Genomic DNA, 25,606 nt, shown 5'->3' with positions numbered 1-25,606 from the left:
CCCCCATGAACACTTCTGCGCTCCGCCCTGCAGTTCCCCTGCTCGTGCTGATCATTGCCGGCTGCATCATCGCTGCTATCGGCAACGGGGTGCGCACCAGTTTTGGTCTGTTCACTCTGCCGATGACCGCCGATCTCGGCCTCAGCCGCGAGCAGTGGGGCATGGCCATGGCGATCCAGAACCTCGCCTGGGGCATTACCCAGCCCTTCGCCGGCGCTTTTGCCGATCGCGTTGGCACCGCGCGCACCGTGGCCGTGGGCGCCATGATCTATGCGCTCGGCGTGCTTGGGATGGCCTTCTCACCCGATGCCGGCCTGATGACCTTGACCGCTGGCGTGGTCACCGGCGTCGGTATCGCCATCTGTTCCTTCTCGGTGGTCATGGCCGCCTTTGGCCGTTCGGTGCCGGCCGAGAAGCGCACGCTGATCTTCGGCGTCGCCACGGCGGCATCGTCGTTCGGCCAGTTCGCCTTCGCCCCGATCAGCCAGGGCTTCATCAATGCCTTCGGCTGGCAGTCGGCCCTGCTCTATCTCGGCATGGCGCTGCTGCTGATCATTCCGCTGAGCTATGCGCTGCGCGGCCGCACCGAAAACCCGGTCGGCGAAGCTGACCTGCCCTTCATGCAGGCGCTATCCAAGGCCTGGGGCCATGGCTCTTATCGCCTGCTGGTGATCGGCTTCTTCGTCTGCGGCTTCCATCTCGCCTTTATCAACGTGCACATGCCGGCCTATCTGGTGCAATGCGGCCTGTCGCCGGAAGTCGGTAGCTGGACCATCGCCGTCATCGGCCTGTTCAACATCGTGGGCTCGCTGCTGGCCGGCTACTATGGCGGCAAGCTCCCCAAGCAGATGCTGCTGGCAACAATCTATCTGCTACGCGCCATTGCCATCGGTGCGTTCCTGCTGATCCCGGTCAGCGAAATCACCGCCTACGCGTTTGCAGCGGCCATGGGCCTGCTCTGGCTTTCGACGGTACCGTTGACCGCGGGGCTGGTGAGTCTGTTCTTTGGCGCCCGTTACATGGGCATGCTTTATGGCGTCGCCTTTTTCAGCCACCAGCTCGGCTCCTTCGTCGGCGTCTGGCTGGGCGGATTTGTCTATGACCAGACCGGGTCGTACAGCCTCGTATGGTATCTCGCCATCGTGCTTGGCCTGGCTTCGGCGGCGCTGCACATTCCGATCAATGAGCGCAAGGCGCCCAATTTCGTGCTCAAGGCTGCGTGACAGACCGGCGTTTTGACCATCGGTTTTTGCCGATCAATGCTTGCCAAAGCAGGCTTCGGGGTTCATGGTCCGGCCAGCATTTAAGGCGCCGCTTCGTCGCGCCACCCTTCTGAGTCCAATTTCCATGTCCGATCATTTCACGCGGGTGCTCTCGCGCCCCGAATTCATTGCCCTTATGGCGGCATTGATGGCGCTCAATGCGCTGGCCATCGACGTCATGCTGCCGGCCTTGCCCTATATGGGCGAAGCACTTGGGGTCACCAGCGAGAACGAACGCCAGTTCGTCATCACCTCCTACATGATCGGCATGGGCGTCGCCCAACTGGCCTTCGGACCGCTGACTGACCGCTTCGGCCGCCGTGCCCCGCTGCTGGTGGGCATGGGCCTCTACATTGTCGCCGCCATTGCCGCGATTTTCGCTCCGACGTTCGGCGCGCTGCTGGTGCTGCGCTTCGTCCAGGGCATGGGCGCCGCCAGCGTCCGGGTGATTTCGACTGCCGTGATCCGCGACCGGTATGAGGGCCGCGCCATGGCCGAAGTCATGTCGCTGGTGTTCATGGTTTTCATGGCCATCCCGATCATTGCCCCCGGCATCGGCCAGGTCATTCTGCTGCTCGGCGAATGGCACAACATCTTCATTTTCATGGGCCTGCTGGCTGCCGCGTTCTGGCTCTGGACCTACATCCGCCTGCCCGAAACGCTGCCCATCGCCAGCCGTCGCCCGCTCAGCCTCAAGGCCGTGGTCGATGGTTTCGTCATCGTCTTCACCAACCGCGTGGCTTTCTCCTACGGCTTGGCCGGCACCTTCCTGTTTGGGGCCCTGTTCGGCTTCATCAGTTCCAGCCAGCAGATCTATGTCGATATCTATGGGCTGGGCGTCTATTTCCCCGTTGCGTTCGCCGGCATGGCAGGCCTGATGGGCGTGTCGTCCTTCACCAATTCCAAGATCGTCAGCCGCTTCGGCATGCGCCGTCTGTCGCATGGCGCCATGCTGGTGTTCACTGGCGTCAGCGCCATCTGGCTGGCACTGGCACTGATCGGCTTCCTGCCGCTCTGGTTGTTCTTCAGCCTCCTCGCCATCATCATGTTCAGCTTCGGCTGGTCGGCATCCAACATGAACTCATTGTCGATGGAGCCGCTTGGCGCCGTCGCCGGCACGGCGGCTGCCGTGTTCGGCTTCATCCAGACCGTCGGTGGCGCCTTGATCGGCGGCTATGTCGGCCAGATGTTCAATGGCACCACCATTCCGGCTGCCACGGGTTATTTCACCATGGGCGTGCTGGCACTGATCTGCATTCTCGTTGCCGAGAACGGCAAGCTGTTCGGCGTTGGTGAACAAAACAGCCACGCTGACATGAGCCACGCCGGCGCGCACTGACCGCTACTCACCTCTCCCTTGGGGGAAGGTGAAGGCGGGCAATCACTGGTCTGTAGCCGGCCCTTCGAGCTGGCTGCGATCACTGTAGACATGATCGACCAGCCCCCAGGTCAAGGCCTGCTGCGGTGTCATGAAATTGTCGCGCTCAAGCGCCTTTTCCACCTCTTCAAAACCCCGTCCGCAATGCTTGGCATAGATGCGGTTGGTCAGGCGCTTGAGCCGCTGGCTCTCCTCGGCATGCAGCATGATATCGGTGACCTTGCCCTGATAGCCGCCCGAAGGCTGATGCAGCATGATCGAAGCATTGGGCAGGCAAACGCGCTGCCCGGCCTCTCCCGCCGCCAGGATCAGCGTCGCGGCTGAAGCTGCCATCCCCATGCACAGCGTGCCGACCGGCGCCTTGATGAACTGCATCGTGTCATACATGGCCAACGCCGAGGTAACGACGCCACCCGGCGAGTTGATATAGAGGTAGATCGGCTTGGCCGGACTATCCGCCTCCAGGAACAACAACTGCGCACTGACCAGAGACGCCAAGTTATCCTCGATTTCACCATTGAGGAAAATGATCCGCTCCCGCAGCAGGCGCGAGTAGATGTCAAAACTCCGCTCGCCCCGGCTGGATTGTTCGACGACCATAGGGACGAGCTGCATCATGTCGCGCATAGGCGATCTCCTGTTCTTAATTGTTTCTCGGGAACGTCAGTCGACACCCTCCCCCTTGCCGGGAGGGTCAGGCAGGGGGAGGTTTGGCCACGATCATTTGGGCTAAACGACACCCCCTCCTAGCCTCCCCCGTCAAGGGGGAGGTACCGTCCGGTGAATCGACGAACTAGCCACTAAGCCGCCAGCATTATTGCCTGATTGCTATTCGCCGCAACCGGCACCACCAACGGCGCATGGGTCAGCCTGAACCACGTCCCGCCATCGGTCGTCGGGCCAAGCTCGAAGGTCACGAGACTATCCTCCATGCCAACCACCGCGGCCTGCCCGGCCTCGCGCCAGCGATAAGTCAGGCTGACGTTCTCCTCAGCCGTCACCACCGCCATGTCGATCTCCTGGCTCGGCTTCAGCCAGCGCTGCAGATATTCCGGCATGGTCAGCGCCCGCCAGACTTTTTCGGGCGGCGCATCGAGGGTACATTCAAAAACCAGCTCGTCACTATCGGTCATTGGTCCATCTCCTTGAGCAGGTCCTTGAGATTATCGATACGGCTCGGCCAGAAGGCACGGTATTTTGCCAGCCATTTGTGCAGCGGCGCCATGCCCTCTGGCGCCACGCGGTAATGGGCAAAGCGCCCCTCGCGACGCTCGCTGATCAGCCCGGCGCCACGCAGCACGGCGATATGCTGGCTCATGGCGGGCTGGCTGATGGCAAAGCCCTCGCGCAATTCGGTGGCAGTCAGCTCGGCCGAAGCCAGCCGCTCCAGCACAGCGCGGCGAGTTGGATCCGCCAGGACTTTGAAAATATCGGTATCGCTCATGCGGATACATAAGCACAAACTTATGAGTCGTTGCAATACGGATATAGGTGCATTTTGCGGGTCGGACTCACTATCGCCTGCCCCACCATCTTTCTCCCGCGGGCTTGACCCGAGGGCCATTCGCCGCTTGTGCCGTGTTGAGAGCGGCCCTCGGGTCGAGCCCGAGGGAAAAGAAAGAGGAAACAGATTTGGTCGGCAAGCCAAAGCCTATTGCTCCTGGGCTGCGAGTCTCGTCTGATGCGGACAATCCCACCTGCCATGTCGAGCGCAATATGCCCATCACCACCGGCCGTCCCTACCTCGCCATTCCGGGGCCGTCCGTCTCGCCTGACCGCGTGCTCAATGCCATGCATCGGACGGCGCCCAATATTTACGAGGGCGAGATCGTCGAGATGACCAAGGCGCTGATTCCCGACCTCAAGCGCGTGGCTATGACGAGCCAAAACGTGGCGATCTATATCGCCAATGGGCATGGCGCCTGGGAGGCAGCCAATCTCAACATGTTCTCGCGCGGCGACAAAGCCCTGTTGGCCGCGACCGGTCGCTTCGGCCACGGCTGGGCGGAAGCGGCGCGCGCCATGGGCGTGCAGCTTGAGATGATCGACTTCGGCAAGGCCAGCCCCGCCGACCCCGAGCGCATCGCCGACGCACTGCGCAGGGACCCGGGGCACGAAATCAAGGCAGTGCTGGTCACCCATGTCGATACCGCGTCGAGCGCGCGCAACGACATCAAGGCGATCCGCTCCGCCATCGACAGCACCGGCCACCCCGCCCTGCTGGCCGTCGATGCCATCGCCTCGCTCGGCTGCGACGAGCTGCGCATGGATGAGTGGGGGATCGACGTGCTGGTCGGCGCCAGCCAGAAGGGCCTGATGCTGCCGCCCGGCCTCGGCTTCGTCTGGTTTTCGGACAAAGCGCTGGAAGTATCGCGAAGCGCTGACCTCGTCACCCCCTATTGGGATTGGAAGCCGCGCGGCACCGGCACCGAGTTCTGGCAGTATTTCGGTGGCACGGCGCCGACCCATCACCTCTATGGCCTGCGCGAATCCCTGACCATGATACTCGATGAGGAGGGTCTCGAGAATGTCTGGGACCGCCACCGCCGTCTGGCCGGCTCGGTCTGGGCGGCATTTGATGCGTGGGGCATAGAAAGCAGTATCCGGCTCAATGTCGCCGATACGGCATCACGCGGCTGGTCGGTGACCGCCGCGACAATCCCCGATGGTGGCGCCGGAGCATTGCGGCGCTGGCTGGAAGCGGAAGCCGGCGTAACGCTCGGTATCGGCCTCGGCATGGCCCTGCCGCATGAGCCGGCCTATCAGGACTTCCTGCGCGTCGCCCATATGGGGCATGTGAACGCCCATATGACGCTGGGGGTGCTGGCAACGATGGAAGCCGGCATGCAGGCGCTGGGAATTGTCCATGGACCGGGCGCGCTAGAAGCGGCCGCTGGGGCGCTGGTTGGGTAGAGTCTTTGTCGGGTACCCCCACCTAACCTCCCCCTGATAGGCGGAGGAATCTGGCCGGTGGTTGTCGCGGCCGTTGCCAAAAACTCGGTCTGCCCCTCCCTATCAGGGGGGTGTAGGTGGGGGTACCCGCTAGAATGCAAACACTTCCCGCCGCAATTCTTCCCATGCGTCACGATCAACCGCCAACAACAACCCGCCATCCACATGGCTCGGCAGATACGCCCCTCCATCCAGCCGTGCCGCAAACCCACCAGCTTCCTGGGCGATCAGCACGCCGGGCAGATGGTCCCAAGGCATAAGCTTGTTGTAGCAAACGAACTGTCCGTGCCCGGACACGAAGGTACGGTATTCATGACCAGCGCAGCGGAAGTTGGACAGAAGCCGCACCTTGTCGGTGTTCTGCAGGATCTGCGCGCGCTTCTCCCTGGGCATATAGGCCACCGACGCCATGCCGACCATCTCGGCCAGCGGCAATCGATCAGCTACGCTGAGGCGAATTGCCTCGCCGTTAGGCCGGCGCAGCCAGGCACCACTGCCCTTTTCGGCCATCACCCAGTCGTCGCCCATCGGGTCATAAATGATACCAGCAATGGTTTGGCCCTTGGACACCACTGCGGCCATGGTGGCGAACAGCGGCAGGCCGGCGGCGTAGTTGGCCGTGCCATCAATCGGATCCACCACCACCGCCAAATCGGCCGTGGCAAGGCGCGTCAGCAGCGCCGGATCGGCAGCCACCGATTCCTCGCCGACAAACAGCGCATCGGGCATGAACGAAGCGATCCGCGCCTTGATGACGTTCTCGGTCGCCACATCGGCCTCGGTGACCAGGTCGATCGCCTCGGTCTTGATATGGACCATGCTGGCATCGAGCCGGCGGAAGCGCGGCAGGGCTTCGGCGCGGGCGGCGTCGCGCAGGATATTGGCCAGTTCCATCACGTCGAAAGTCACGGGGCAGTCCTCTTGTCGAACAGCCCGGCAAAGTCGAACAGTTTTGTATCGAGCATATGACTGGCGTTGATGTTGCCCAGCGCGCGGATCATCACATCCTTGCGGCCCGGCATGCGCTTTTCGATGTCGTTCAGCATGGCCTTCATGGCGTTGCGCTCGAGGCCATCCTGCGAACCACAAAGGTCGCAGGGGATGATCGGGAAGGCCATGGCGTCGGAGAAACGCTGCAGGTCTTCCTCGCCGCAGTAGATCAAGGGACGCAACACTTCGAGGTCACCCTCGTCATTGAGCAGGCGCGCCGGCATGGCGGCGAGGCGCCCGCCATGAAACATGTTCATAAAGAAGGTTTCGAGGCTGTCGTCACGGTGATGGCCGAGCACCAGCGCGGTGCAGCCCTCCTCCCGCGCGATACGATAGAGATTGCCGCGGCGCAGGCGCGAGCACAGCGAGCAATAGGTGGCGCCGGTCGGCAGCTTCTGGGTGACGATCGAATAGGTGTCGCGATATTCGATGCGATGCTCGATGCCCAGTCCGGTGAGGAATTCAGGCAGGATATGCTTGGGGAAGTTGGGCTGTCCCTGGTCGAGATTGCACACCAGCAGCTCGACCTGCAGCATGCCGCGCCATTTGAGGTCAAGCAGCAGCGCCAGCATGGAGTAGCTGTCTTTGCCACCTGACAACGCCACCAGCCACTTCTCGCCCGGCCGAACCATGGCGAATTTGTCAAGCGCCTCGCGCGTATTGCGGATCAACCGCTTGCGCAGCTTGTTGAACTCGCCACTGCGCGGCGCATGGGCGTAGATCGCGTGGCCGCCGGTTTCCGCATCGTCTGCGACCGGCGCATCCATGACCTCACTCATGGCGAAACTCTCTTTGATGTCATGACGTAGCTGATAGCGCGCATGGACGCACAGGGGAAGGAAAACCGGGCGGCGCAAACCTTACCAAAGATTAATTCGGCCCCCTTGCTTTAGGCCAGATTACAACCGTTAGATGACAGCATTCCCCGGCACCCAGGAGTTTCGCGGTGTTTCGATCTTTCTTTCCTAATCCGCGCTTATTCTTCACGTCTGCCCTGTGCTGGATCGCACTGGTCATGGTGGCTTGGTACACTATCGGATCCAACCTGCAGGGCTTTCTAAGCCTTGGCCCTTGGCTCGGCGTGCCAGTAACCGAAGCCAACCCCGAACCGTTCTTCTCGTCGGACAAGGTTTGGCTCTACCAATATGTGTTGGCCACCGGCTATCTGTTCTGCATCCCTTGGTACTGGATAGGCGGCAATCGCCGCTGGTACTGGTGGAGCGTGGTGGGCAGCGTGACGATCATCGAGATCGTCTACTTCAACGTCCAGATCAGCGCCTGGCTGAACGACTGGTACGGCGAATTCTACAACCTGATCCAAACGGCACTGACCACGCCCGGCACGGTAACGCTCGACCAGTTCCTCGGAGAAATCTGGACCGTCGCCTATGTGTTGATCCCCAACATCACCGTGCTGGTCATTAACGCATTCTTTATCGCGCACTTCCTGTTCCGCTGGCGGCGAGCCATGACTTTTTTCTATCAGAGCCACTGGCAGCATTTGCGCCACATCGAAGGTGCCTCGCAGCGTATTCAGGAAGACACACAGCGCTTCGCCAGCATTGTAGAGGGACTGGCCGTATCGCTGGTAGCGTCGGTGATGACGCTGATCGTATTTTTGCCGCTGCTATGGGACTTGTCGTCTAACATTACCGAACTGCCGTTTTTCGGCCCGGTGAACGGCAGTCTGGTCTGGGTAGCGCTGGTTTCTTCAGCCTTTGGCACCGTGCTGCTTGCTGCGGTGGGCTGGAAACTGCCGGGGCTAGAATTTGAGAACCAGCGCGTCGAGGCCGCTTTCCGTAAGGAACTCGTCTATGGCGAAGACCATGGCGAGCGCGCCGAGCCGGTGACAATGCGGCAATTGTTCATCAACATGCAGCACAATTATTTCCGGCTGTATCGGCACTACCTGTATTTCAACATCGCGCGCTACGCTTACCTGCAGGGCTCCAACTTCGTGCCACTGATCGCAATGGGTCCGTCCATTGTTGCCGGTTCAATGACCCTTGGGCTGTTCCAGCAAGTAAACAATGCGTTTGGCCAGGTGGAGGATTCATTCAAGTTTCTCGCCAACTCATGGACCACAATCATTTCGCTGATTTCGGTGTTCAAGCGTCTACGCGCCTTTGAAGCGAATATTCCGCACGATGCCATCGCCGCCAACGACTACGACGACCCGATCTTCCTGCGGGAACTGGCGACCCCACCCACCAGCGATGCAATACCCCAGCTGCCCGCGCAATTCTAAGGCTAAGGGGAGGTCGAAGAAGGGGTTTCTTTGCAGGGAGTTGCCTTATCACCTCGTTCCTGAGCAGAGAGGTCGACGCGCAGCGTCGGGTGAGGGGTTCGGCGTTCGTTGGTTGCACCGCGCCCTCGCCAGCCGCTGAACCCCTCACCCTGTCCTCTCCCTTGAGGAAGAGGGTTAAAAGGAGCCGAGGCAACTATGTTCAAACAAAAAGGGCCGCTCCGAGGAGCGGCCCTTTTCAATTCTGTTATTCGACTGCGCTTAGCGCGAGTAGAATTCGACGACCAGGTTCGGTTCCATCTGGACCGGGTATGGCACGTCGGCCAGCGACGGCACGCGGATGTAGGTTGCGGTCATCTTGTTGTGGTCGGTCTCGACGTAATCGGGAACGTCGCGCTCCGACAACTGGGTCGCTTCGATCAGCACGGCGATCTGCTTTGAGCGCTCGCGCACTTCGATCTTGTCGCCAACCTGAACCTGATAGGATGGGATGTTGACGCGTTTGCCGTTGATCAGGATGTGACCATGCGACACGAACTGGCGCGCAGCGAACACGGTAGCAACAAACTTGGCGCGGTAGACGATCGCGTCCAGACGGCTCTCGAGCAGGCCGATCAGGTTCTCGCCGGTGTCGCCCTTGACGCGGGCAGCTTCGGTGTAAAGCTTCTTGAAAGCCTTCTCGGTGACCGAACCGTAGTAGCCCTTGAGCTTCTGCTTGGCGCGGAGCTGCAGACCGTAGTCAGACAGCTTGCCCTTGCGGCGCTGGCCATGCTGGCCGGGGCCATAGGCGCGAGCGTTGAGCGGGGAGCCGGGACGGCCCCAGATGTTTTCGCCGAGACGGCGATCAATTTTGTGCTTGGCAGAAATGCGCTTTGACATCGCGTATCCTTCTAGAATGTGAACGGATCGCGCCCTCCTCTGCCATCCTCGCGGATGACCGACAGACCCCAAATATTCAGGAGATCCCGGGTGCGCCTATGAGCCAAAGGCCCGGATAGGTGGGCGCGTCTTAGGCAATTACGACAGTTCCGTCAAGCGGACTCCGGTGCACTCGACCCATCGGCCACCATCTTCTTGTCGAGACTGCGCTGCTGGCGCAGGCCGGGGAAGATGATGCTCCAGATAATGGCCACCGCAATGGCGCCCACCCCGCCCACGGCAACGGCTGCAACTGGCCCGATAAAGTGAGCCACGGTGCCGGCGCGGAACTCGCCGAGTTCATTGGAAGCGCCAATAAACACCGAATTTACCGCGTTCACACGACCGCGCACTTCTTCAGGCGTCCATAGCTGCATGATGGTCTCGCGGATCGTGACGCTGACCATATCGGACGCGCCGACCAGTGCCAAAGCAGGAATCGAAATCCACACCGTGGTCGAGATGCCAAAGATAACGGTGAACAGCCCGAAACATCCGACGAACACGAACAGCATCTTGCCGGCGTGGTCGCGAATTGGAAACCGCGTCAGCACTAGCGCCATGACGATGGCGCCGATGCCGGGCGCCGCGCGCAACAGCCCAAGCTCCTGCGGGCCGGCATGCAGGATGTCCTTGGTGTAGACAGGCAGCAGGGCCACCGCCCCGCCCATCAGCACGGCGAACATGTCGAGCGAAATGGCGCCCAGCACCACCTTGTTGGAAAAAATGTAGCGGAAGCCCCCGAATACGGTCTCGAGGCTGGTCGCCTGCCCGGCGCTCTTTTGCGCGGGTTTTGGAATCAGCAGCACGCAGCCCACGGCAATGACCAGCAGGACAGCGCCTGTGCCAAAAGCGATAGTTGGCGCAATGCCATAAAGCAGGCCGCCCGCTGCCGGTCCCATGATCGAGGCAAACTGCCAGGCTGAGGCGTTGACGGTGATGGCGTTGCTGAGCGCTTCTGGCGGCACCAGATTGGGCGCCAGTGACTGCGCCGCCGGCCCCCAGAAAGCCCGCGCCGTGCCGAGCACCACCAGAATGCCAAAAATCGGCCAGACTTCATGCGCCTGCGCATTGACGAAGGCCAGAAACCCCAGGGCACAAATCAGTTCCACACCTAGGCAAATCGCCATTATGCCGCGCCGGTTGAAACGATCGGCGGTGAGGCCGGTGAGTAGCATCAGTAGCAGCGCCGGCAGGAAGAGGCTAAGCCCGACAAGGCCAAGCAGGAAGACATTGCCCGTGACATCGTAGATCTGCCAGGCAATCGACACCGACATGATCTGCACCGCGAAGCTGACCAACAGGGTGGTCAGCCAGAAGAAGCGAAAACCGACATAGGTAAAGGCAAGGCGGGATTTGTCGGCGGGGGCTGGCGTGCTCATGGGCTGGAAATGCCATGCAAGAATGCCGCAGTCAAAGGCTTCTTACCTAAAGCCTCGGGGGAAAGGTAAGAAACGACTCAATCGTCGTCGGTCTTCTCTGCCGGCTTGTGCCGGTTCGGATTGGGGCGTTGATGCTTGCGGTCGATCGAGGAAATTACGCCTCGCAGGGTGCGGATTTCCTGGCTGGTAAACTTGCCGCGTTCCAGCATGGTGCGCAGATTGTTGATCACGGTAGGGCGCTTGTCCGGCGCGGTAAAGAAACCCGAACCGTCTAGCGTCGTTTCGAGATGTCCGAACAGGCCCAGCAGTTCCTCGCGTGGCGCGACATCGGCCATGGCGTCTGCGAACGGCAATTTTGCGCCCACGTCGCTATGCCGCCGCCATTCATAAGCCATCAGCAGCACGGCTTGGGCAATATTGAGGGAAGCAAAGGCCGGCTCGACCGGCAGAGTGACGATGCAATCGGCCAGCGCAACTTCTTCATTGAGCAAGCCCCACTTTTCGCGCCCAAACAGCAGGCCGACGCCCTTGCCAGACCCGATCTGCGCCGCCATGCGGATGGCGGCGTCGTCGGGGCCAATGACTTCCTTTTGCAAATCTCGGGAGCGAGCTGTGGTCGCCAAAACCAAAGTCAGGTCGGCGATCGCGTCTTCCAGCGTCTCAAACACGCGAACGCGTTCGATGACGTGATCGGCGCGCGAGGCGGCTGCGACCGCGCGCTCATTAGGCCAGCCATCGCGCGGGCGGACCAGCCGCAGGTCCCATAGGCCGAAGTTAGCCATGGCACGAGCGGCCGTGCCGATATTCTCGCCCAGCTGCGGTTCGCAAAGAATTACTGCAGGGGTGGGCCGCAGCTCGATCTTGATGGACGTGTCGGTTCCGGCCATGGGCGCTAATCCTGAAAGTTCAGGCGCTCATAGCCGGTTTTTGCGCATCAGGGCAATCAGGCGACGCGGTGACGAACCGGCAGGTCCTTGACCTTGGTCCAACGCTGCCATTCGCGGTCGAGGATGGCAAAGTGCAATTCCTCATCCCATTCGCCCTGAAACAAAGCATGCTCGCGGTAATGGGCCTCAAGGCGCATGCCCATCTGCTGCATCAGCTTGATCGAGTGATGATTGCGGCCATCGCAGCGTGCGAACACGCGATGAATATGGAAATGATCGAAGGCCAGGTCATAGAGCGCACTGAGCGCTTCGCGGGTGAAGCCCTGCCCGGCATAGGCCGGATTGATGCAGAAGCGCACTTCGCCCTGCCCCGCCGTAGCATCGGACCAGTGCAGGGAGACGTGACCCACCAAAACCTTTTCGCCCTTGCAAACCATGGCGAGGGTCAGGGTATCTCCGGGGCGCTGCAGGCTGACATGACCGCGCATGATGCCGAGCGCGCTAGCCACTTCGGAGGCGTCGCGGGTGCGGCTGAACACATAGCGCTGCACCGATGGAAGGGCATGGTAGGCGCTAAGCCCGTCGATGTCGCTGCGCTCAAAAGTCCGAAGGACCAGTCGATCTGTCTGGATTGGCAAAGAAAGTGACGACATGAGATGGTGCTCCCTACCACGTGACGACCCGAAGCGACAACGTCGCCAAATTCATGGAAGTTCCTGCTGCACCTAGAAAATTTTTTCTCCCGGACGTCCGGGCGATTGTACATCAGGTGGGCGTTTGCTCGCCGCGCAGAGCCTGCCACTCCTGCCACAGGATGGCGTAAATGAACTCTTCGTCCCACTGGCTTTTGAACAGCGCATGCTCGCGGAAATGCGCTTCGCGGCGCATGCCAAGGCGCTCCATCAGGCGCCAGGAAGGCTCGTTCCGCACATCGCACCGCGCCGCAACACGGTGAATGGCGCCGGGGCCGAATGCCAGGTCCAGCAGGGCATTGGCAGCTTCCGTCGCATAGCCATGCCCGTGATAGTTCGGATCGAAAATCCAGCCGACTTCGCCCTGCCGCGCCTCGACACTGCGCCAGATCAGCGAGACTTCGCCGATCAGCGCGCCGTTGTCATCGAGTTCGACGCCGAGAATGATCTTGTCGCCTTCGGCTTCAAGCGCCAACTGCCCGATGCGCTGCTGCACGGCCAGTGCGCATTCTTCCCGGCTCAGAGCCGTGTCGAACAGATAGCGCGTCACGTCCTCGCGCCGCCGATAGGCGTAGACGGCATCGACATCACCCCGGGTAAACGGGCGAAGGGTCAGCCTTTCGGTGCGCAGCGGGTAAACCGGATAGAGCGACATGCCTGCCCCCATTTGGCGGCGCACTCTCGCCACTCGGGCGGGCAAAGGCAAGACTGGCCTTGCCCATGGCGAACCTGCATGCCAGCCTGATCGCCATGTACGGTCCAGAACACCCAGAGATAGACCTCAACGCGCACTGCGATTGCGGCGCCATCACGCTGACGGCAAAGGGACGCGTCATCTCAATGTTTCAATGTGCCTGCGACAACTGCCAACGCGTCTCCGGCAGCGGCCATTCCAGCGTCGTGCTGCTATCAACCGAAGCGGTGAGGGTGACTGGCGCAACGAAATCGCATGCAAGACCAGCCGATTCCGGCGCCACCTTCACGCGGCACTTCTGCCCGAAATGCGGCACCACCATCTATGCACAGAGTTCGCGCGCCCCGGCGTTCAGGATATTGCCCGTCGGGTTGTTCTCGGGTCAGAACGACTGGTTCGTGCCCAATCAACTAATTTTCAACCGCAGCCACCGCGGCTGGGATCTGGTAGCGGATCACCTGCCCCGCCATGAGCGCTACCGGGATGCGCCGCCATGAGCCTCGCCTCAGAAGAGCTTTCGGGCCGCATTCGCGACCTGTTGCCGCCCATGCTGCCGACCAGCGAGAAGAAGATGTTCGGTGGCCGATGCTTCATGCTGGCTGGCAACATGCTGGTTTGCCCGATGAAGGACGGCGGCATGCTGGTGCGCGTCGGCAAGGAAGGCATGGATGAAAGTCTCGCCCTGCCTGGCGCCGGCCCGATGACCATGGGCGCCAGGACCATGGGCGGCTTCGTGCAGGTCAGCGGCGACGTGCTGGAAGACGACGACACTTTGCTCGACTGGATCGGCAGGGCACGGCGCTTTGTCGATACCCTGCCGCCCAAATAGATCAGCTCGGCGCTTTGCCGAACACCAGCGCGGCGTTGACGCCACCGAAGCCGAACGAGTTCGACAGGGCATATTCGATGGCCTTCGGCTTGGCAGTGTTAGCCACCAAGTCGAACACGTTTGCGTCCTCGGCCGGATCCTCGAGATTGATGGTGGGCGGAAGCAGCCCTTCGCGCAGCGCCTTGATGGAAATGATCGCTTCGAGCGCACCGGCAGCACCCAGCAAGTGACCGGTGGCCGACTTGGTGGACGAAACCGCCAGATCCTTGCCACGACCCGGGAACACCGCCGAAATGCCGGCGATCTCTGCCGTATCGCCCACTGCGGTGGACGTGGCGTGGGCGTTGACATAGCCGACCTGGCTCTGGTCAATGCCGGCCATTGTCAGCGCATTGCGCATGGCGACCTGAGCACCGGCCCCGTCGGGCGACCCGGCCGTAAGGTGATACGCATCTGCCGACGTGCCATAACCGGCCAGCACTGCCAGTGGGACTGCGCCGCGGGCGCGGGCATGGCTGAGCTTTTCGATCACCAGCACGGCAGCGCCTTCGGACAGCACGAAGCCGTCATGGCCTTTGTCGAACGGACGCGAAGCCTTGTGTGGCGCATCGGCATAGCTGGCGCTGAGGGCGCGCGAAGCGCCAAAGCCGCCAACGGAAATCGGGTCAACCGAGCCTTCAGCGCCGCCAACTACTGCAACTTCCGCCTCGCCGGTCATGATCAACCGCATGCCATCGCCGATAGCCTGGGCCGACGCCGCGCAGGCGGTGACCGGCGTGCCGATCGGACCGCGGAAGCTATGCAAAATGGACAGCCAGCCAGCCGCGAGATTAGCCAGGAAAGACGGGATGGTGAACGGCGACAGCCGGCGCGGGCCCTTGGTCTGAATGATTTCGACCGCCCGCGCCATCACCGGCGATCCGCCGACGCCCGTACCAATGATTGTGGCAGTGGCCAGTTGGTCCTGCAGTTCGGTCGGATGCCAACCCGCCTGGTCCAGCGCTTCGCTTGCGGCGCCGATGGCATACTGGATGAACAGGTCCATCTTCTTGATTTCCTTGCCGTCGATAAAATCGGCAGGGTCGAAACCGTTCGGATCAGCTGGCTTGACCGGCACGAGTCCGGCAATCTGGCTGACGAAGTCCGATGTATCGAAACGGTCATTGTGGACGATGCCGCTACGGCCGGTCACGAGGCCCTGCCATAGGGTCTCAACGCCGACGCCCAGCGGGCTGACGGCACCCATGCCGGTGACAACGATGGGATCGGTAGGATCGGGCTTCAGCATGGGATCTCCTAAAGTGCGTATGCAGGCATTCGGGTAAACCGCGCGGCCGTCTGTGTCTAGACGCGCGACAATTGCCGCAGGCCGGCAATCATGGTGTCGAAATTCGGATCGGATAACAGGACTCGCAGCTCGGCCTGCCCCCTGCGCCATTCCGGCAATGCGGCATCGATGACTTTGTCGCCCGCTTCGGTGACCGCGCCAATGCGGCCATTGCCACGTATTGCGGGAGAAGCGGTGACGAAGCCATTGCGTTCCAGCAGCGCCAGATTGCGCGACAGCGTCGTTCGGTCCATGGCAATAGCATCGGACATTTCGGTGACCGAGCGGCCGGGGTGATTGCGCAGCGAGCCGAGAATGGACAGCTGGGCCCCCGTAATGCCGAACGGCCGCAGCTTGCCGTCTGCGCGGCGGGTAATCGCCCGCGCCGCCATCCTGGTATTGAGCAACATGCAGATATCGAAATCGTCGACCATGCCGCTCAGATAACCGTGTATATGCACGATGTCAAACGGCAAGCCCCCATGCCGAGGCGGTCTTTGCGCTTTTGTCTACCGATGCTATACGGGCAGCCGAGCTGGCCGAGGAGGCCAATATACGGAATTCAGGGAGATATTTCCGATGAGCAGCAAGATCAAAGTCGCCAACCCCATCGTCGATCTAGACGGCGACGAGATGACCCGGATCATCTGGCAGGCGATCAAGGACAAGCTCATCCATCCCTACCTCGACCTGCCGATCGAATATTATGACCTTTCGGTCGAAAGCCGCGACGCGACCAACGACCAGATCACCATCGACGCCGCCCATGCCATTCAGAAGCACGGCGTCGGCATCAAATGCGCCACCATCACCCCTGATGAGCAGCGCGTTGAAGAGTTCAAGCTCAAGAAGATGTGGAAGTCGCCCAACGGCACCATCCGCAACATCCTCGGCGGCGTGATCTTCCGCGAGCCCATCATCTGCCAGAACGTGCCGCGCCTGGTGCCCGGTTGGACCCAGCCGATCATCGTCGGCCGCCACGCTTTCGGCGACCAGTACAAGGCCACCGACTTCCTGTTCCCCGGCAAGGGCACGCTGTCGATCAAGTTCACCGGCGAAGACGGCAAGGTCATCGAGCACGAAGTTTACCAAGCGCCCGGCGCTGGCGTTGCCATGGCAATGTACAACCTCGACGCCTCGATCCGCGACTTCGCCTATTCGTCGCTGAACTACGCCTACAACCGCGGCGTGCCTTGCTACCTGTCGACCAAGAATACCATTCTCAAGGCCTATGACGGACGCTTCAAGGACATTTTCCAGGAAATCTACGAAGCCGAATTCAAGGAAAAATACGAAGCCAAGAAGATCTGGTACGAACATCGCCTGATCGACGACATGGTCGCTTCGGCCCTGAAATGGTCCGGCGGCTACGTCTGGGCCTGCAAGAACTATGATGGCGACGTGCAGTCCGACATCGTGGCGCAGGGCTTTGGTTCGCTCGGCCTGATGACCTCGGTTCTGGCAACACCGGACGGCAAGATCGTCGAAGCCGAAGCCGCCCACGGCACGGTCACCCGTCACTACCGCCAGCATCAGGCCGGCAAGGAAACGTCGACCAACTCGACGGCGTCGATTTTCGCCTGGACCCGTGGCCTCGCGCACCGCGCCAAGCTCGACGACAACGAGGCCTTGGCCAAGTTCTCGCTGACGCTGGAAAAGGTCGTGGTCGACACCATCGAAGAAGGCAAGATGACCAAGGACCTGTCCCTGCTCGTCGGCCCCGATCAGCCATGGCTCTCGACCATCGGCTTCCTCGACGCCATCGACCAGAACCTGCAGAAAGCCATGGCGTAAGCCATTTGGTGGGCTAGAAATAAAGAGGCCGGGTCGCAAGACCCGGCCTCTTTTGTTAGCGGGTACCGCTCTTGAAAAAACCTACTTCTTCTTCCCGCCAGCCAGAGCAGCCGGAGCCGCTTCAACCGTCAACTCGAACCGCTCCCCAGCTTTGATGTTGACCGGCGTCTCCGTAACCGCATCGCCGAACCTCGTCGCAACGATGTAATCCCCGGCCGCCAGCGTGGTCTGGAAGTCCGGACCATAACCATAATCAAAGGATTTACGGTTGCCCTCGATATTCTTTGTGACGCTGAAAATCTCGACATAGTTGTCGCCCGGCGTAGTGACCAGGAGCACGCCAGCATCGAGCACGATAGGCACTTCGACGCTCGTGCCAGACTTCACCGAGAAAGGTACTTCCCCGGTAGCGCCGCCCAGGTCGTAGATCGCGACATAATCGCCCTCGCCCAGGTCGAAGGTCAGGTCGCCGCCATAGCTGGTCGCGACACCCTCGCGGGTGCCATCCAACGCTACGCCTGCTCCTACGATCTCGATAGAGATATCACCTGCAACCGGAGTGCCCGCGACATATTCCGAGACCACGTGTGCGGTAGCCGAGCCGACAATGACGTCTTCGTCGATGGTCGCGCCGGCCTCGGCCTGATAAGTGCGGCTTACACTGGCCTCGCCGATCGCCACGGTGACTTCAAGCATGCCGGCGGGCACTACGACATCGAAATCGCCGTAGCTGGTAGTGACATATTCCCCGGCAAGGCTGACTTCGGTCGAAGCTTCATCGACCACTTCCCCACCCTCGCTGGCCATTGGATGCAGCTTGAGCACCGTGCCGTTGATGACGAAATGCGGCGCTGCAGCCTTGCCTTCTTCGATGGTGACGACTTGCGACGAGTTGGCATAGTCCAGCGTTGCCGTCATGTAATAGTCGCCGGGCGGCAAGCTGCCTTCGAAGGTCGAGTAATAGTCGGTGCCGACATATTCGCCCTCGCCCCCATCGGCCGCGACCTTGTACCAGGTCCAGACCAGATCGGCCTTGTCGTCAACGATATCCGGGCCGCCTTCCGACAGCGATGCTGTTGGCTTGTAATTGTATTCCAGCACCGGCACCGGCTCGGGCTCGGACTCGACAACTGGCGCAGGCGCGGCCTGCGTAACCTGGGCAACCGTGGTGGTCAGCGCTCTGACCAGCGCGTCGCCGTCTTCGGCCGACAGGTACTGGCCGCCGGTGTTTTCGGCGAGGCAAGCCACCTGCTGGCCTTCTTCGTCGGACAGGCCGAATCCCAGCACATGGGTGGTGAAGTCGATGCCCTTGCTCTCGAGGTCAGCCGCCAGCGCGCAGGGGTCGACCTCGCAGGTTTCGAGCCCATCGGTGATCAGGATCACGGTGGCCTTCCGCTCGGTGTACTGAAGGTTTTCGGCGGCAAGGCGCACCGCGTCGGAAATTGGGGTCATACCCGTGGGGTTGATCGCGTCGGCCGCCGCAGCAATGGCAGCGCCGGTGCCCACTGCCGGCTCGATCAGCATTTCGATATCGGCGCAATTGCCCTTCTCGCGATGGCCATAGGCCATCAATCCCAGTTCAAGATCGTCGGGCAGCGTCGCCAGCACCTTGTGCAGCGTCTCGCGGGCAAGGGTGATGCGCGCTTTGCCGTCGATCTGCGCCCACATCGAGCCGGAACCATCCAGCACAATGATGGCGCGCTCGGCAGCGACAGCCGGTAACGCAAAACTGAGCGCCGCTACAACCCCCAGTACAATATTTCGAACCATCCTCATGAGTAGCCCTCCAGCAACTGCACCCTCGATTATTGAGGATTGCATAACTGGGTGCAATTCAAATCACTCGGCAAATGACGCCGAGATGAGCTTTATTCAGCGACCACAACAATTACTCGTCCGATTTGCGCCAGCGCATCAAGCAGACGAGAAACGGCCCGCCGACAAGGTCGGTGAGCCCAAGGAGGGCGTCGAAACCATCGACGGCACTGATGCGGGGGCTCACGCCGCTACGGCAAGCCGCGTTACCGAGGCAATGATTTCCATCGACGGAATCTGCGCCACACACTAGGGTCGCAAAAAATCGCCAAGCCCCTCTTGCCTCTGGATTTCATCATGCCGACCGGCGTGCTTTATGCTGTTGTTGCCTATTCGGTCTATTCCTGTGGCGATGCCATCATCAAGGGGTTCGGCCAGAGCCTGTCCGTATTCGAGATCGGCTTTTTCATCGCGCTGTTCGGGCTGATTCCTGCGATCTTCGCCAAGCCCAAAAGTGAACACTGGCGTGATAGCTTCAAGCTTCGCCACACCGGCCTTGTGCATCTACGGTCCTTCACCGGCGTCGCATCGTCGATCCTCGTAACCATATCCTTCACCACCATTCCCTTTGCCGAGACCTATTCTCTGGTCTTCATGATGCCGCTGTTCATCACCGTGATGTCGGTGTTGATCCTCAAGGAAAAGGTCGATCTGGTGCGCTGGGCCATGCTGGGCCTGGGCTTCCTCGGCGTCATGCTGGTTGTGCAGCCCGGCTTTCGCGAACTCGAATTCGGCCACCTGACCGCCCTGCTCTGCGCGGTGTTCGGCGCCTCGACCACGACAATTCTGCGCGTTATCGCCCCTACGGAGAAACGCGTCAGCCTGATTGCCCTGCCCGCACTCTACCTGATCGTCATCAATGCGGTGCTGATGGCTCCCGGCTTCGTGCTGCCCACCATGCATCAGTTTGGCCTTCTGATCGCCAGCGGCAGTCTCGTCGGCATGGGCCACATCCTGTTGATCGCCGCCACGCGCAACGCACCGGCCAGCCAGGTCGCCCCTATCCAGTATGTGCAGATCGTCTGGGCCATCGGGCTCGGCGCCTTCTTCTACTTCGAATACCCGGACCTGCTGGCCTATATCGGGCTCGGCGTCGTGGTGCTATCCGGTCTCGTCAACGTCTTCATCGATGGCGCCCGCACCCGCATTGCCGGCCGCTTTGCCGAATATCGCGCCAGCCGCCCCGGCCCGCCGAGCAACATCACCGAAGTCCAGGGACCGGAAATTTAGCCAGCACCGCCAGTCGACGGGTTCGGAAAGCACTTGTATGGTAGGTTAGCCCACTGAGTCTTTTCCTCATATTGTCGGATATTTGCGATGCCTGTCGGCGTCATCCTCGCCTTTTTGGCCTATGCCAGTTTTTCCGTCGCCGATGCACTGATCAAGATAACCGGACCGCAGATGTCGGTGTTCGAGATCGCCTTCTTCACCACCAGTTTCTCGATCGTTCCGGCTATGCTGACCAAGCGTAACGAGCGCTGGCGCGACCTCTACAAGCTCCGCCATCCCTGGCTGGTTCACCTGCGCTGCGCGACTGCCATCTGCGGCACCGCCTGCGTCATGTACGCCTTCACTCACATCCCGTTTGCCGACGTCTATGCCATTGGTTTCCTGACGCCGATCATGGTCACCTTTCTCGGCGTGCTGGTGCTGAAGGAACACGTAGCGCCGCACCGCTGGCTCCTGCTGATCATCAGCTTTCTCGGCGTGGTGCTGGTCATCCGCCCCGGCGTGCGCGAGCTGCAACTGGGCCACCTGGCGATCCTCTGCAGCGTCTTCTTTGGCGGCATCACCACCATCGTCCTGCGCTATGTCGCGCCTCGCGAACGCAGGGTGAGCCTCGTGGGCCTGCAAGTAATGTATTCGGGTCTAATCAACGGACTGCTGATGCTACCGTTTTTCGTAGTACCGACACTAGAGCAACTGGCAGTTTTCCTGGGCATCGGCCTGCTCGGCGGCACCGGTGGCCTGCTGCTCATCGCCGCCGTCAAGCGCACGCCCGCCAACATGGTGGCGCCGGTACAATACAGCCAACTCATCTGGGCCATCGTCTTCGGCGCGGCGTTCTTTGGCGAATATCCCGACTATATCGCCATCATCGGCATGGTCATCGTGCTGGCCGCCGGCCTGGCTAATGTAATGACCGAAAGGCTCAAGATCGTCTGGAAGCCTCGGCTGTTCTTCTTCCGCACCGGGCTTTAGGAGCGGACGCAACTTCGGAGGCAATCCAACCTTCCCGCACCACGGCGCCCCAAGCTTTTCTTCTCCCTCGGGCTTGACCCGAGGGCCACCCTCAACACGGTACAAGCCGCGAAAGACCCTCGGATCAAGTCCGAGGGAGAAGAAAGCGGAGTGTGGCGGGCACTTATTGGCGCTACAGCGCGCCGCGCACCGCCGCGATAGCGTCCGCCGCCTTGGACCCATCCGGCCCGCCGCCCTGCGCCATGTCGGGTCGACCGCCGCCGCCCTGACCGCCAAGCGCGGCCGTAGCCAGCTTGATCAATTCACCCGCAGCAAAGCGCGATGTCAGGTCATCGGTGACGCCTATCGCCACGGTGCCCTTGCCGTCGTCGCCCTTGAGCACCAAAGTGACAACACCCGAACCGATGCGCTTTTTCTCACTGTCGACCAGACCCTTGACGTCCCGGGCCGCGATGCCTTCGACCACGCGACCAACATAGGTGACGCCATTGACGGCGTCGTCGGCAGACACTGTATCACCCGAACCGTTACCGCCACCGAGTGCCAGCTTCTTGCGCGCCTCGGTCAGCTCGCGCTCGATTTTCTTGATATTATCCTGCAGCGCCCCGATGCGGTCGAGCACTTCATGCGTGCCGGACCGCAGCAGGCCCGCCGCCGAATTGACGATGGCCACATTGGTGTTGCCGCGATGGCGCGCGGCTTTGCCGGTCAGTGCCTCAATGCGGCGCACGCCAGCACCAACTGCGCTTTCGGCGACGATCGACACGAGGCCAATATCACCAGTGCGGCGCACATGCGTGCCGCCGCAAAGTTCGACCGACCAACCCAGGCCATTGCCGGTTGGCTGGCCCATTGCCACGACGCGGACTTCATCGCCATACTTTTCGCCGAACAGCGCGCGAGCGCCGGATTCCTTGGCGTCCTCGACGCCCATGAGGCGCGTTTCGACCGGAGTGTTCTGCAGAATGATGGCATTGGCGATGTCTTCGACCTGAGCCATTTCCTGGTCGGTGACCGGCTTGGTGTGGACAAAATCGAAGCGCAGCCGGTCCTGCGATACCATCGAACCCTTTTGCGCGACATGGTCGCCGAGAACGATGCGCAAGGCCTCGTGCAACAGATGGGTGGCCGAGTGGTTGGCGCGGATCGACGAGCGACGCTGGTGATCGACCAGCAGCGTGAGCGGCTGGCCAAGCTTGAGCGTTCCCTCGGTAACCTTGACCTTGTGGGCAAAGACGCCGTGGAATTTATGCGTTTCGATGACGGTGGCAGCAACACCCTCGCCCTTTATCAGGCCGGTATCGCCCACCTGGCCGCCACTTTCGCCATAAAACGGCGTCTGGTTCACCACCACGAAGCCTTCCTCGCCATCGGCAAGTGCAGCAACTTCGGCGCCGTCCTTGAGCAGGGCTTTGACCTCGCCCTCCGCCGTTTCGGTCTCGTAGCCGAGGAATTCGGTGGGGCCGAGCTTGTCGAGCAGGCCATACCAGACGGTGTCGGTGGCAGCTTCGCCCGAGCCGGACCAACTTTTGCGGGCCTCAGCCTTCTGGGCGGCCATAGCGGCGTCGAAGCCGGGCTGGTCGACGGTGATGCCGCGCAGGCGCAGGGCATCCTGGGTCAGGTCCAGCGGGAAGCCAAAGGTGTCGTAGAGCTTGAAGGCGCTGGTGCCGTCAAGCACCGCGCCCTCGCCCATATCCTTAGTCTCGTCGGCCAGTATCTGCAGGCCTCGTCCCAGCGTCTTGAGGAAGCGACCTTCTTCGAGCCGGACCGTCTCCGCAATCAGCGCTTCGCCGCTGCGAAGTTCGGGATAGGCCTGGCCCATCTCGCGCACCAGCGTAGGGACGAGCTTGTAGATCACCGGCTCGTTGCTGCCGAGCATTGTCGCATGGCGCATGGCACGTCGCATGATGCGGCGCAGCACATAGCCACGGCCTTCATTCGAGGGCAGAACACCCTCGGCGATCAGGAAGCTCATTGAGCGCAGGTGATCGGCTATAACGCGCAGGCTGCGATTGCCTTCGCCCTTGATATCGACATTAGTGGCATTGGCGGCAGCGCCGATCAGCGACTTGAACAGGTCGATATCGTAATTGTCGTGCACGCCCTGCATCACGGCGGCAACACGCTCGAGGCCCATGCCAGTATCGATCGAGGGACGCGGCAGACCGGTGCGGCTGCCGTCGCCATGCTGCTCATACTGCATGAACACCAGGTTCCAGATCTCGATCCAGCGGTCGCCATCCTCCTCGGGCGAGCCCGGAGGACCGCCCCAGACATGGTCCCCGTGGTCGTAAAAAATTTCCGAGCACGGACCGCAGGGACCGGTATCGCCCATCTGCCAGAAGTTGGACTTGGCGCCGAGCCGCACGATGCGATCCTCGCCAATGCCGGCAATCTTCTTCCACAGGTTCAGCGCCTCGTCATCATCCTCATAGACGGTGACCATCAGCTTGTCCTTGGCCAGGCCCCAGTCCTTGGTCAGCAGGTTCCAGGCCAGCTCGATCGCCTCCGGCTTGAAGTAATCGCCGAACGAGAAATTGCCGAGCATCTCGAAGAATGTGTGGTGGCGTGCTGTGAAGCCCACATTGTCGAGATCGTTGTGCTTGCCGCCGGCACGAACGCATTTCTGCGCCGAGGTTGCACGAGAATAGGGGCGCTTTTCGACACCGGTGAAAGTGTTCTTGAACTGCACCATGCCTGAATTGGTGAACATCAGCGTCGGATCGTTGCGTGGCACCAAAGGGCTGGACGCCACTGGCTCGTGACCATTGCGGGCAAAATAGTCGACAAAGCTCGAACGAAGGTCGTTTACGCTGGTCATCTAGAGGCTTTCACTGAGAAATCTGGCGCCAGGCGCCGCAGACAAGTTTTGCCAGCTTTCTATCGTGCAGCTTGCGGCCCTGTCCAGCATTGCGGCGCCCATAGGGCCATTCTGGAAAGAAAAGAGGCATCGCTTGCGCGATGCCTCGAAAAATCCCTGCATGGGGAGGAAAACTTATTCGTCGCTACCCGCGTCGTCATCGGGACCGGCTGCCAGCAGCACTTCGCCGAGCAGGCCCGAGCTTTCACGCACGCCCTGTTCGATGGTTGCCGCCATGGCTGGGTTGTCCTTGAGGAACTGGCGCGCGTTTTCACGGCCCTGCCCCAAACGTTGGCTATCCCAGGAGAACCAGGCACCCGACTTCTCGATGATGCCAGACTTGACGCCCAGATCGAGCAATTCACCGGTCTTGGAAATGCCTTCGCCATACATGATGTCGAATTCGACCTGACGGAATGGCGGTGCCAGCTTGTTCTTGACCACCTTGACGCGGGTCTGGTTGCCGACAACTTCTTCGCGATCCTTGATAGCGCCGATGCGGCGAATATCAAGGCGAACCGAAGCGTAGAACTTGAGCGCATTGCCGCCGGTGGTCGTTTCGGGCGAGCCGTACATTACGCCAATCTTCATGCGGATCTGGTTGATAAAGATGACCAGGCACTTGGACTTGGAGATCGAGCCGGTCAGCTTGCGCATGGCCTGGCTCATCAGACGGGCCTGCAGGCCGGGCAGTGCATCGCCCATTTCGCCTTCGAGCTCGGCGCGCGGGGTCAGCGCAGCCACCGAATCGATCACCAGCACGTCGATGGCGCCGGAGCGAACCAGCGTATCTGTGATTTCGAGAGCCTGCTCGCCAGCATCTGGCTGCGAGATCAGGAGGTCATCGACGCTGACGCCCAGCTTGCGGGCATAGATCGGATCAAGCGCATGTTCCGCGTCGACGAAGGCGCAGATGCCACCGAGCTTCTGGGCCTCGGCGATGACATGCAGCGCCAGCGTCGTCTTGCCAGAGCTTTCCGGCCCAAAAATCTCGACGATACGGCCCTTTGGCAGGCCGCCAATACCAAGCGCGATATCGAGACCGAGCGATCCGGTCGAGATCGATTCGACCTCGATCGCCGAAGCTTCTCCAAGGCGCATGATCGAGCCTTTACCGAAATTGCGCTCAATCTGGCTGAGCGCCGCGGCAAGTGCCTTTTCCTTATCCATCGATCCACCTTCAACTACACGAAGCGGCGCGTTAGCCATTTGTCTCTCCTTATTCCACGCTCTGGGAGGCTGCGCAACGCGCCGAAACCGCTGGTGGCCATGTATTGAATATGCGCTATTTGTTCTCATTTTGTTCCAACGCTGTCAATGGACAAAATAGGAACATCGAAGAAAATAACGACGAGACTCAAGAGCGAGGAAGCCGACCA

At 61.1% G+C, this 25,606-nt stretch carries 25 protein-coding genes; 10 read left to right on the top strand and 15 right to left on the bottom strand.

The window, feature by feature from the left end:
* Positions 1 to 5 precede the first annotated feature (5 nt).
* Complete coding sequence (locus WH91_RS07690; RefSeq protein WP_244542359.1) at positions 6 to 1,223, top strand: MFS transporter; 1,218 nt, start codon at positions 6 to 8, stop codon at positions 1,221 to 1,223.
* Positions 1,224 to 1,347: 124 nt separating this feature from the next.
* Entirely contained in the window at positions 1,348 to 2,601 is a 1,254-nt protein-coding gene (locus tag WH91_RS07685) for a multidrug effflux MFS transporter (protein ID WP_046170407.1), read from the top strand.
* A 42-nt stretch (positions 2,602 to 2,643) separates the two neighbouring features.
* Here WH91_RS07685 and WH91_RS07680 read toward each other — a convergent pair whose 3' ends face one another.
* The 3 genes from WH91_RS07680 to WH91_RS07670 form a co-directional block, all read right to left on the bottom strand.
* Positions 2,644 to 3,267 carry an ATP-dependent Clp protease proteolytic subunit gene (locus WH91_RS07680; protein ID WP_046170406.1) on the bottom strand — a complete coding sequence of 208 codons (624 nt, stop codon included), beginning with the start codon at positions 3,265 to 3,267 and terminating at the stop codon, positions 2,644 to 2,646.
* Between the two features lie 173 nt (positions 3,268 to 3,440).
* On the bottom strand, positions 3,441 to 3,773 hold the full coding sequence (locus WH91_RS07675; RefSeq protein ID WP_046170405.1) for an SRPBCC family protein: 333 nt from the start codon (positions 3,771 to 3,773) through the stop codon (positions 3,441 to 3,443).
* The gene (locus WH91_RS07670; RefSeq protein WP_046170404.1) at positions 3,770 to 4,084 is read right to left on the bottom strand and encodes an ArsR/SmtB family transcription factor; all 315 of its coding nucleotides are present in this window, start codon (positions 4,082 to 4,084) and stop codon (positions 3,770 to 3,772) included. Before WH91_RS07670 ends, WH91_RS07675 begins: the two co-directional genes overlap by 4 nt.
* 272 nt (positions 4,085 to 4,356) lie before the next feature.
* Here WH91_RS07670 and WH91_RS07665 point away from each other — a divergent pair, with 272 nt between their 5' ends.
* The gene (locus WH91_RS07665) at positions 4,357 to 5,553 is read left to right on the top strand and encodes a pyridoxal-phosphate-dependent aminotransferase family protein (RefSeq protein ID WP_046170473.1); all 1,197 of its coding nucleotides are present in this window, start codon (positions 4,357 to 4,359) and stop codon (positions 5,551 to 5,553) included.
* Between the two features lie 129 nt (positions 5,554 to 5,682).
* On the opposite strand, the gene WH91_RS07660 is transcribed toward WH91_RS07665, so the two are convergent.
* Both WH91_RS07660 and ttcA read right to left on the bottom strand, forming a co-directional pair.
* Positions 5,683 to 6,486 (bottom strand): inositol monophosphatase family protein, encoded by an 804-nt coding sequence (locus WH91_RS07660; protein WP_046170472.1) that lies wholly within the window; start codon positions 6,484 to 6,486, stop codon positions 5,683 to 5,685.
* A gap of 11 nt (positions 6,487 to 6,497) precedes the next feature.
* Positions 6,498 to 7,361 carry a tRNA 2-thiocytidine(32) synthetase TtcA gene (ttcA, locus tag WH91_RS07655; RefSeq protein ID WP_046170403.1) on the bottom strand — a complete coding sequence of 288 codons (864 nt, stop codon included), beginning with the start codon at positions 7,359 to 7,361 and terminating at the stop codon, positions 6,498 to 6,500.
* A gap of 167 nt (positions 7,362 to 7,528) precedes the next feature.
* Here ttcA and sbmA point away from each other — a divergent pair, with 167 nt between their 5' ends.
* Positions 7,529 to 8,830, top strand: coding sequence for a peptide antibiotic transporter SbmA (gene sbmA / locus WH91_RS07650; RefSeq protein WP_074797432.1), 1,302 nt, complete (start codon positions 7,529 to 7,531; stop codon positions 8,828 to 8,830).
* A gap of 258 nt (positions 8,831 to 9,088) precedes the next feature.
* Here sbmA and rpsD read toward each other — a convergent pair whose 3' ends face one another.
* The 5 genes from rpsD to WH91_RS07625 form a co-directional block, all read right to left on the bottom strand.
* Positions 9,089 to 9,706 carry a 30S ribosomal protein S4 gene (gene rpsD, locus WH91_RS07645; RefSeq protein WP_046170402.1) on the bottom strand — a complete coding sequence of 206 codons (618 nt, stop codon included), beginning with the start codon at positions 9,704 to 9,706 and terminating at the stop codon, positions 9,089 to 9,091.
* Between the two features lie 152 nt (positions 9,707 to 9,858).
* Positions 9,859 to 11,127: an MFS transporter gene (locus WH91_RS07640; protein ID WP_046170401.1), complete on the bottom strand. Its 1,269-nt coding sequence runs from the start codon at positions 11,125 to 11,127 to the stop codon at positions 9,859 to 9,861.
* A 77-nt stretch (positions 11,128 to 11,204) separates the two neighbouring features.
* Complete coding sequence (locus WH91_RS07635) at positions 11,205 to 12,014, bottom strand: RNA methyltransferase (protein ID WP_046170400.1); 810 nt, start codon at positions 12,012 to 12,014, stop codon at positions 11,205 to 11,207.
* Between the two features lie 56 nt (positions 12,015 to 12,070).
* The gene (locus WH91_RS07630; RefSeq protein ID WP_046170399.1) at positions 12,071 to 12,667 is read right to left on the bottom strand and encodes a GNAT family N-acetyltransferase; all 597 of its coding nucleotides are present in this window, start codon (positions 12,665 to 12,667) and stop codon (positions 12,071 to 12,073) included.
* Positions 12,668 to 12,779: 112 nt separating this feature from the next.
* Entirely contained in the window at positions 12,780 to 13,361 is a 582-nt protein-coding gene (locus tag WH91_RS07625; protein WP_046170470.1) for a GNAT family N-acetyltransferase, read from the bottom strand.
* Between the two features lie 65 nt (positions 13,362 to 13,426).
* Here WH91_RS07625 and WH91_RS22555 point away from each other — a divergent pair, with 65 nt between their 5' ends.
* Positions 13,427 to 13,897, top strand: a complete 471-nt coding sequence (locus WH91_RS22555) for a GFA family protein (RefSeq protein WP_052952669.1) — start codon at positions 13,427 to 13,429, stop codon at positions 13,895 to 13,897.
* On the top strand, positions 13,894 to 14,229 hold the full coding sequence (locus WH91_RS07615) for a TfoX/Sxy family protein (protein ID WP_046170398.1): 336 nt from the start codon (positions 13,894 to 13,896) through the stop codon (positions 14,227 to 14,229). Before WH91_RS22555 ends, WH91_RS07615 begins: the two co-directional genes overlap by 4 nt.
* Before the next feature lies 1 nt (position 14,230).
* On the opposite strand, the gene fabF is transcribed toward WH91_RS07615, so the two are convergent.
* Together fabF and WH91_RS07605 are read right to left on the bottom strand one after the other, a co-directional pair.
* On the bottom strand, positions 14,231 to 15,517 hold the full coding sequence (gene fabF, locus WH91_RS07610; RefSeq protein WP_046170397.1) for a beta-ketoacyl-ACP synthase II: 1,287 nt from the start codon (positions 15,515 to 15,517) through the stop codon (positions 14,231 to 14,233).
* A gap of 56 nt (positions 15,518 to 15,573) precedes the next feature.
* Positions 15,574 to 16,032, bottom strand: coding sequence for a MarR family winged helix-turn-helix transcriptional regulator (locus WH91_RS07605; protein ID WP_052952668.1), 459 nt, complete (start codon positions 16,030 to 16,032; stop codon positions 15,574 to 15,576).
* A 103-nt stretch (positions 16,033 to 16,135) separates the two neighbouring features.
* Between WH91_RS07605 and WH91_RS07600 the strand changes: the two genes are divergently transcribed.
* The gene (locus WH91_RS07600) at positions 16,136 to 17,350 is read left to right on the top strand and encodes an NADP-dependent isocitrate dehydrogenase (protein WP_046170396.1); all 1,215 of its coding nucleotides are present in this window, start codon (positions 16,136 to 16,138) and stop codon (positions 17,348 to 17,350) included.
* 81 nt (positions 17,351 to 17,431) lie between these two features.
* Here WH91_RS07600 and WH91_RS07595 read toward each other — a convergent pair whose 3' ends face one another.
* Entirely contained in the window at positions 17,432 to 19,126 is a 1,695-nt protein-coding gene (locus WH91_RS07595; RefSeq protein WP_158409534.1) for a vWA domain-containing protein, read from the bottom strand.
* 85 nt (positions 19,127 to 19,211) lie between these two features.
* Here WH91_RS07595 and WH91_RS07590 point away from each other — a divergent pair, with 85 nt between their 5' ends.
* The 3 genes from WH91_RS07590 (at position 19,212) to WH91_RS07580 (ending at position 21,367) form a co-directional block, all read left to right on the top strand.
* Complete coding sequence (locus WH91_RS07590) at positions 19,212 to 19,418, top strand: hypothetical protein (protein WP_046170394.1); 207 nt, start codon at positions 19,212 to 19,214, stop codon at positions 19,416 to 19,418.
* Between the two features lie 44 nt (positions 19,419 to 19,462).
* Positions 19,463 to 20,395: a DMT family transporter gene (locus tag WH91_RS07585; RefSeq protein WP_046170467.1), complete on the top strand. Its 933-nt coding sequence runs from the start codon at positions 19,463 to 19,465 to the stop codon at positions 20,393 to 20,395.
* A gap of 87 nt (positions 20,396 to 20,482) precedes the next feature.
* A complete protein-coding gene (locus WH91_RS07580) occupies positions 20,483 to 21,367 on the top strand; it encodes a DMT family transporter (RefSeq protein WP_046170393.1) in 885 nt (294 codons plus the stop codon).
* Between the two features lie 172 nt (positions 21,368 to 21,539).
* Here the strand turns inward: WH91_RS07580 and alaS are convergent, their stop codons facing one another.
* Entirely contained in the window at positions 21,540 to 24,188 is a 2,649-nt protein-coding gene (gene alaS / locus WH91_RS07575) for an alanine--tRNA ligase (protein ID WP_046170392.1), read from the bottom strand.
* A 174-nt stretch (positions 24,189 to 24,362) separates the two neighbouring features.
* Positions 24,363 to 25,436, bottom strand: coding sequence for a recombinase RecA (gene recA, locus WH91_RS07570; RefSeq protein ID WP_046170391.1), 1,074 nt, complete (start codon positions 25,434 to 25,436; stop codon positions 24,363 to 24,365).
* Positions 25,437 to 25,606 lie beyond the last annotated feature (170 nt).

Origin of the sequence: Devosia psychrophila, assembly GCF_000971275.1 — a bacterium.
In the GTDB taxonomy this organism is placed as follows: Bacteria; Pseudomonadota; Alphaproteobacteria; order Rhizobiales; family Devosiaceae; genus Devosia; species Devosia psychrophila.
Note: the sequence above shows the minus strand (reverse complement) of the source record. Positions and strands in the feature narration are given on the sequence as shown.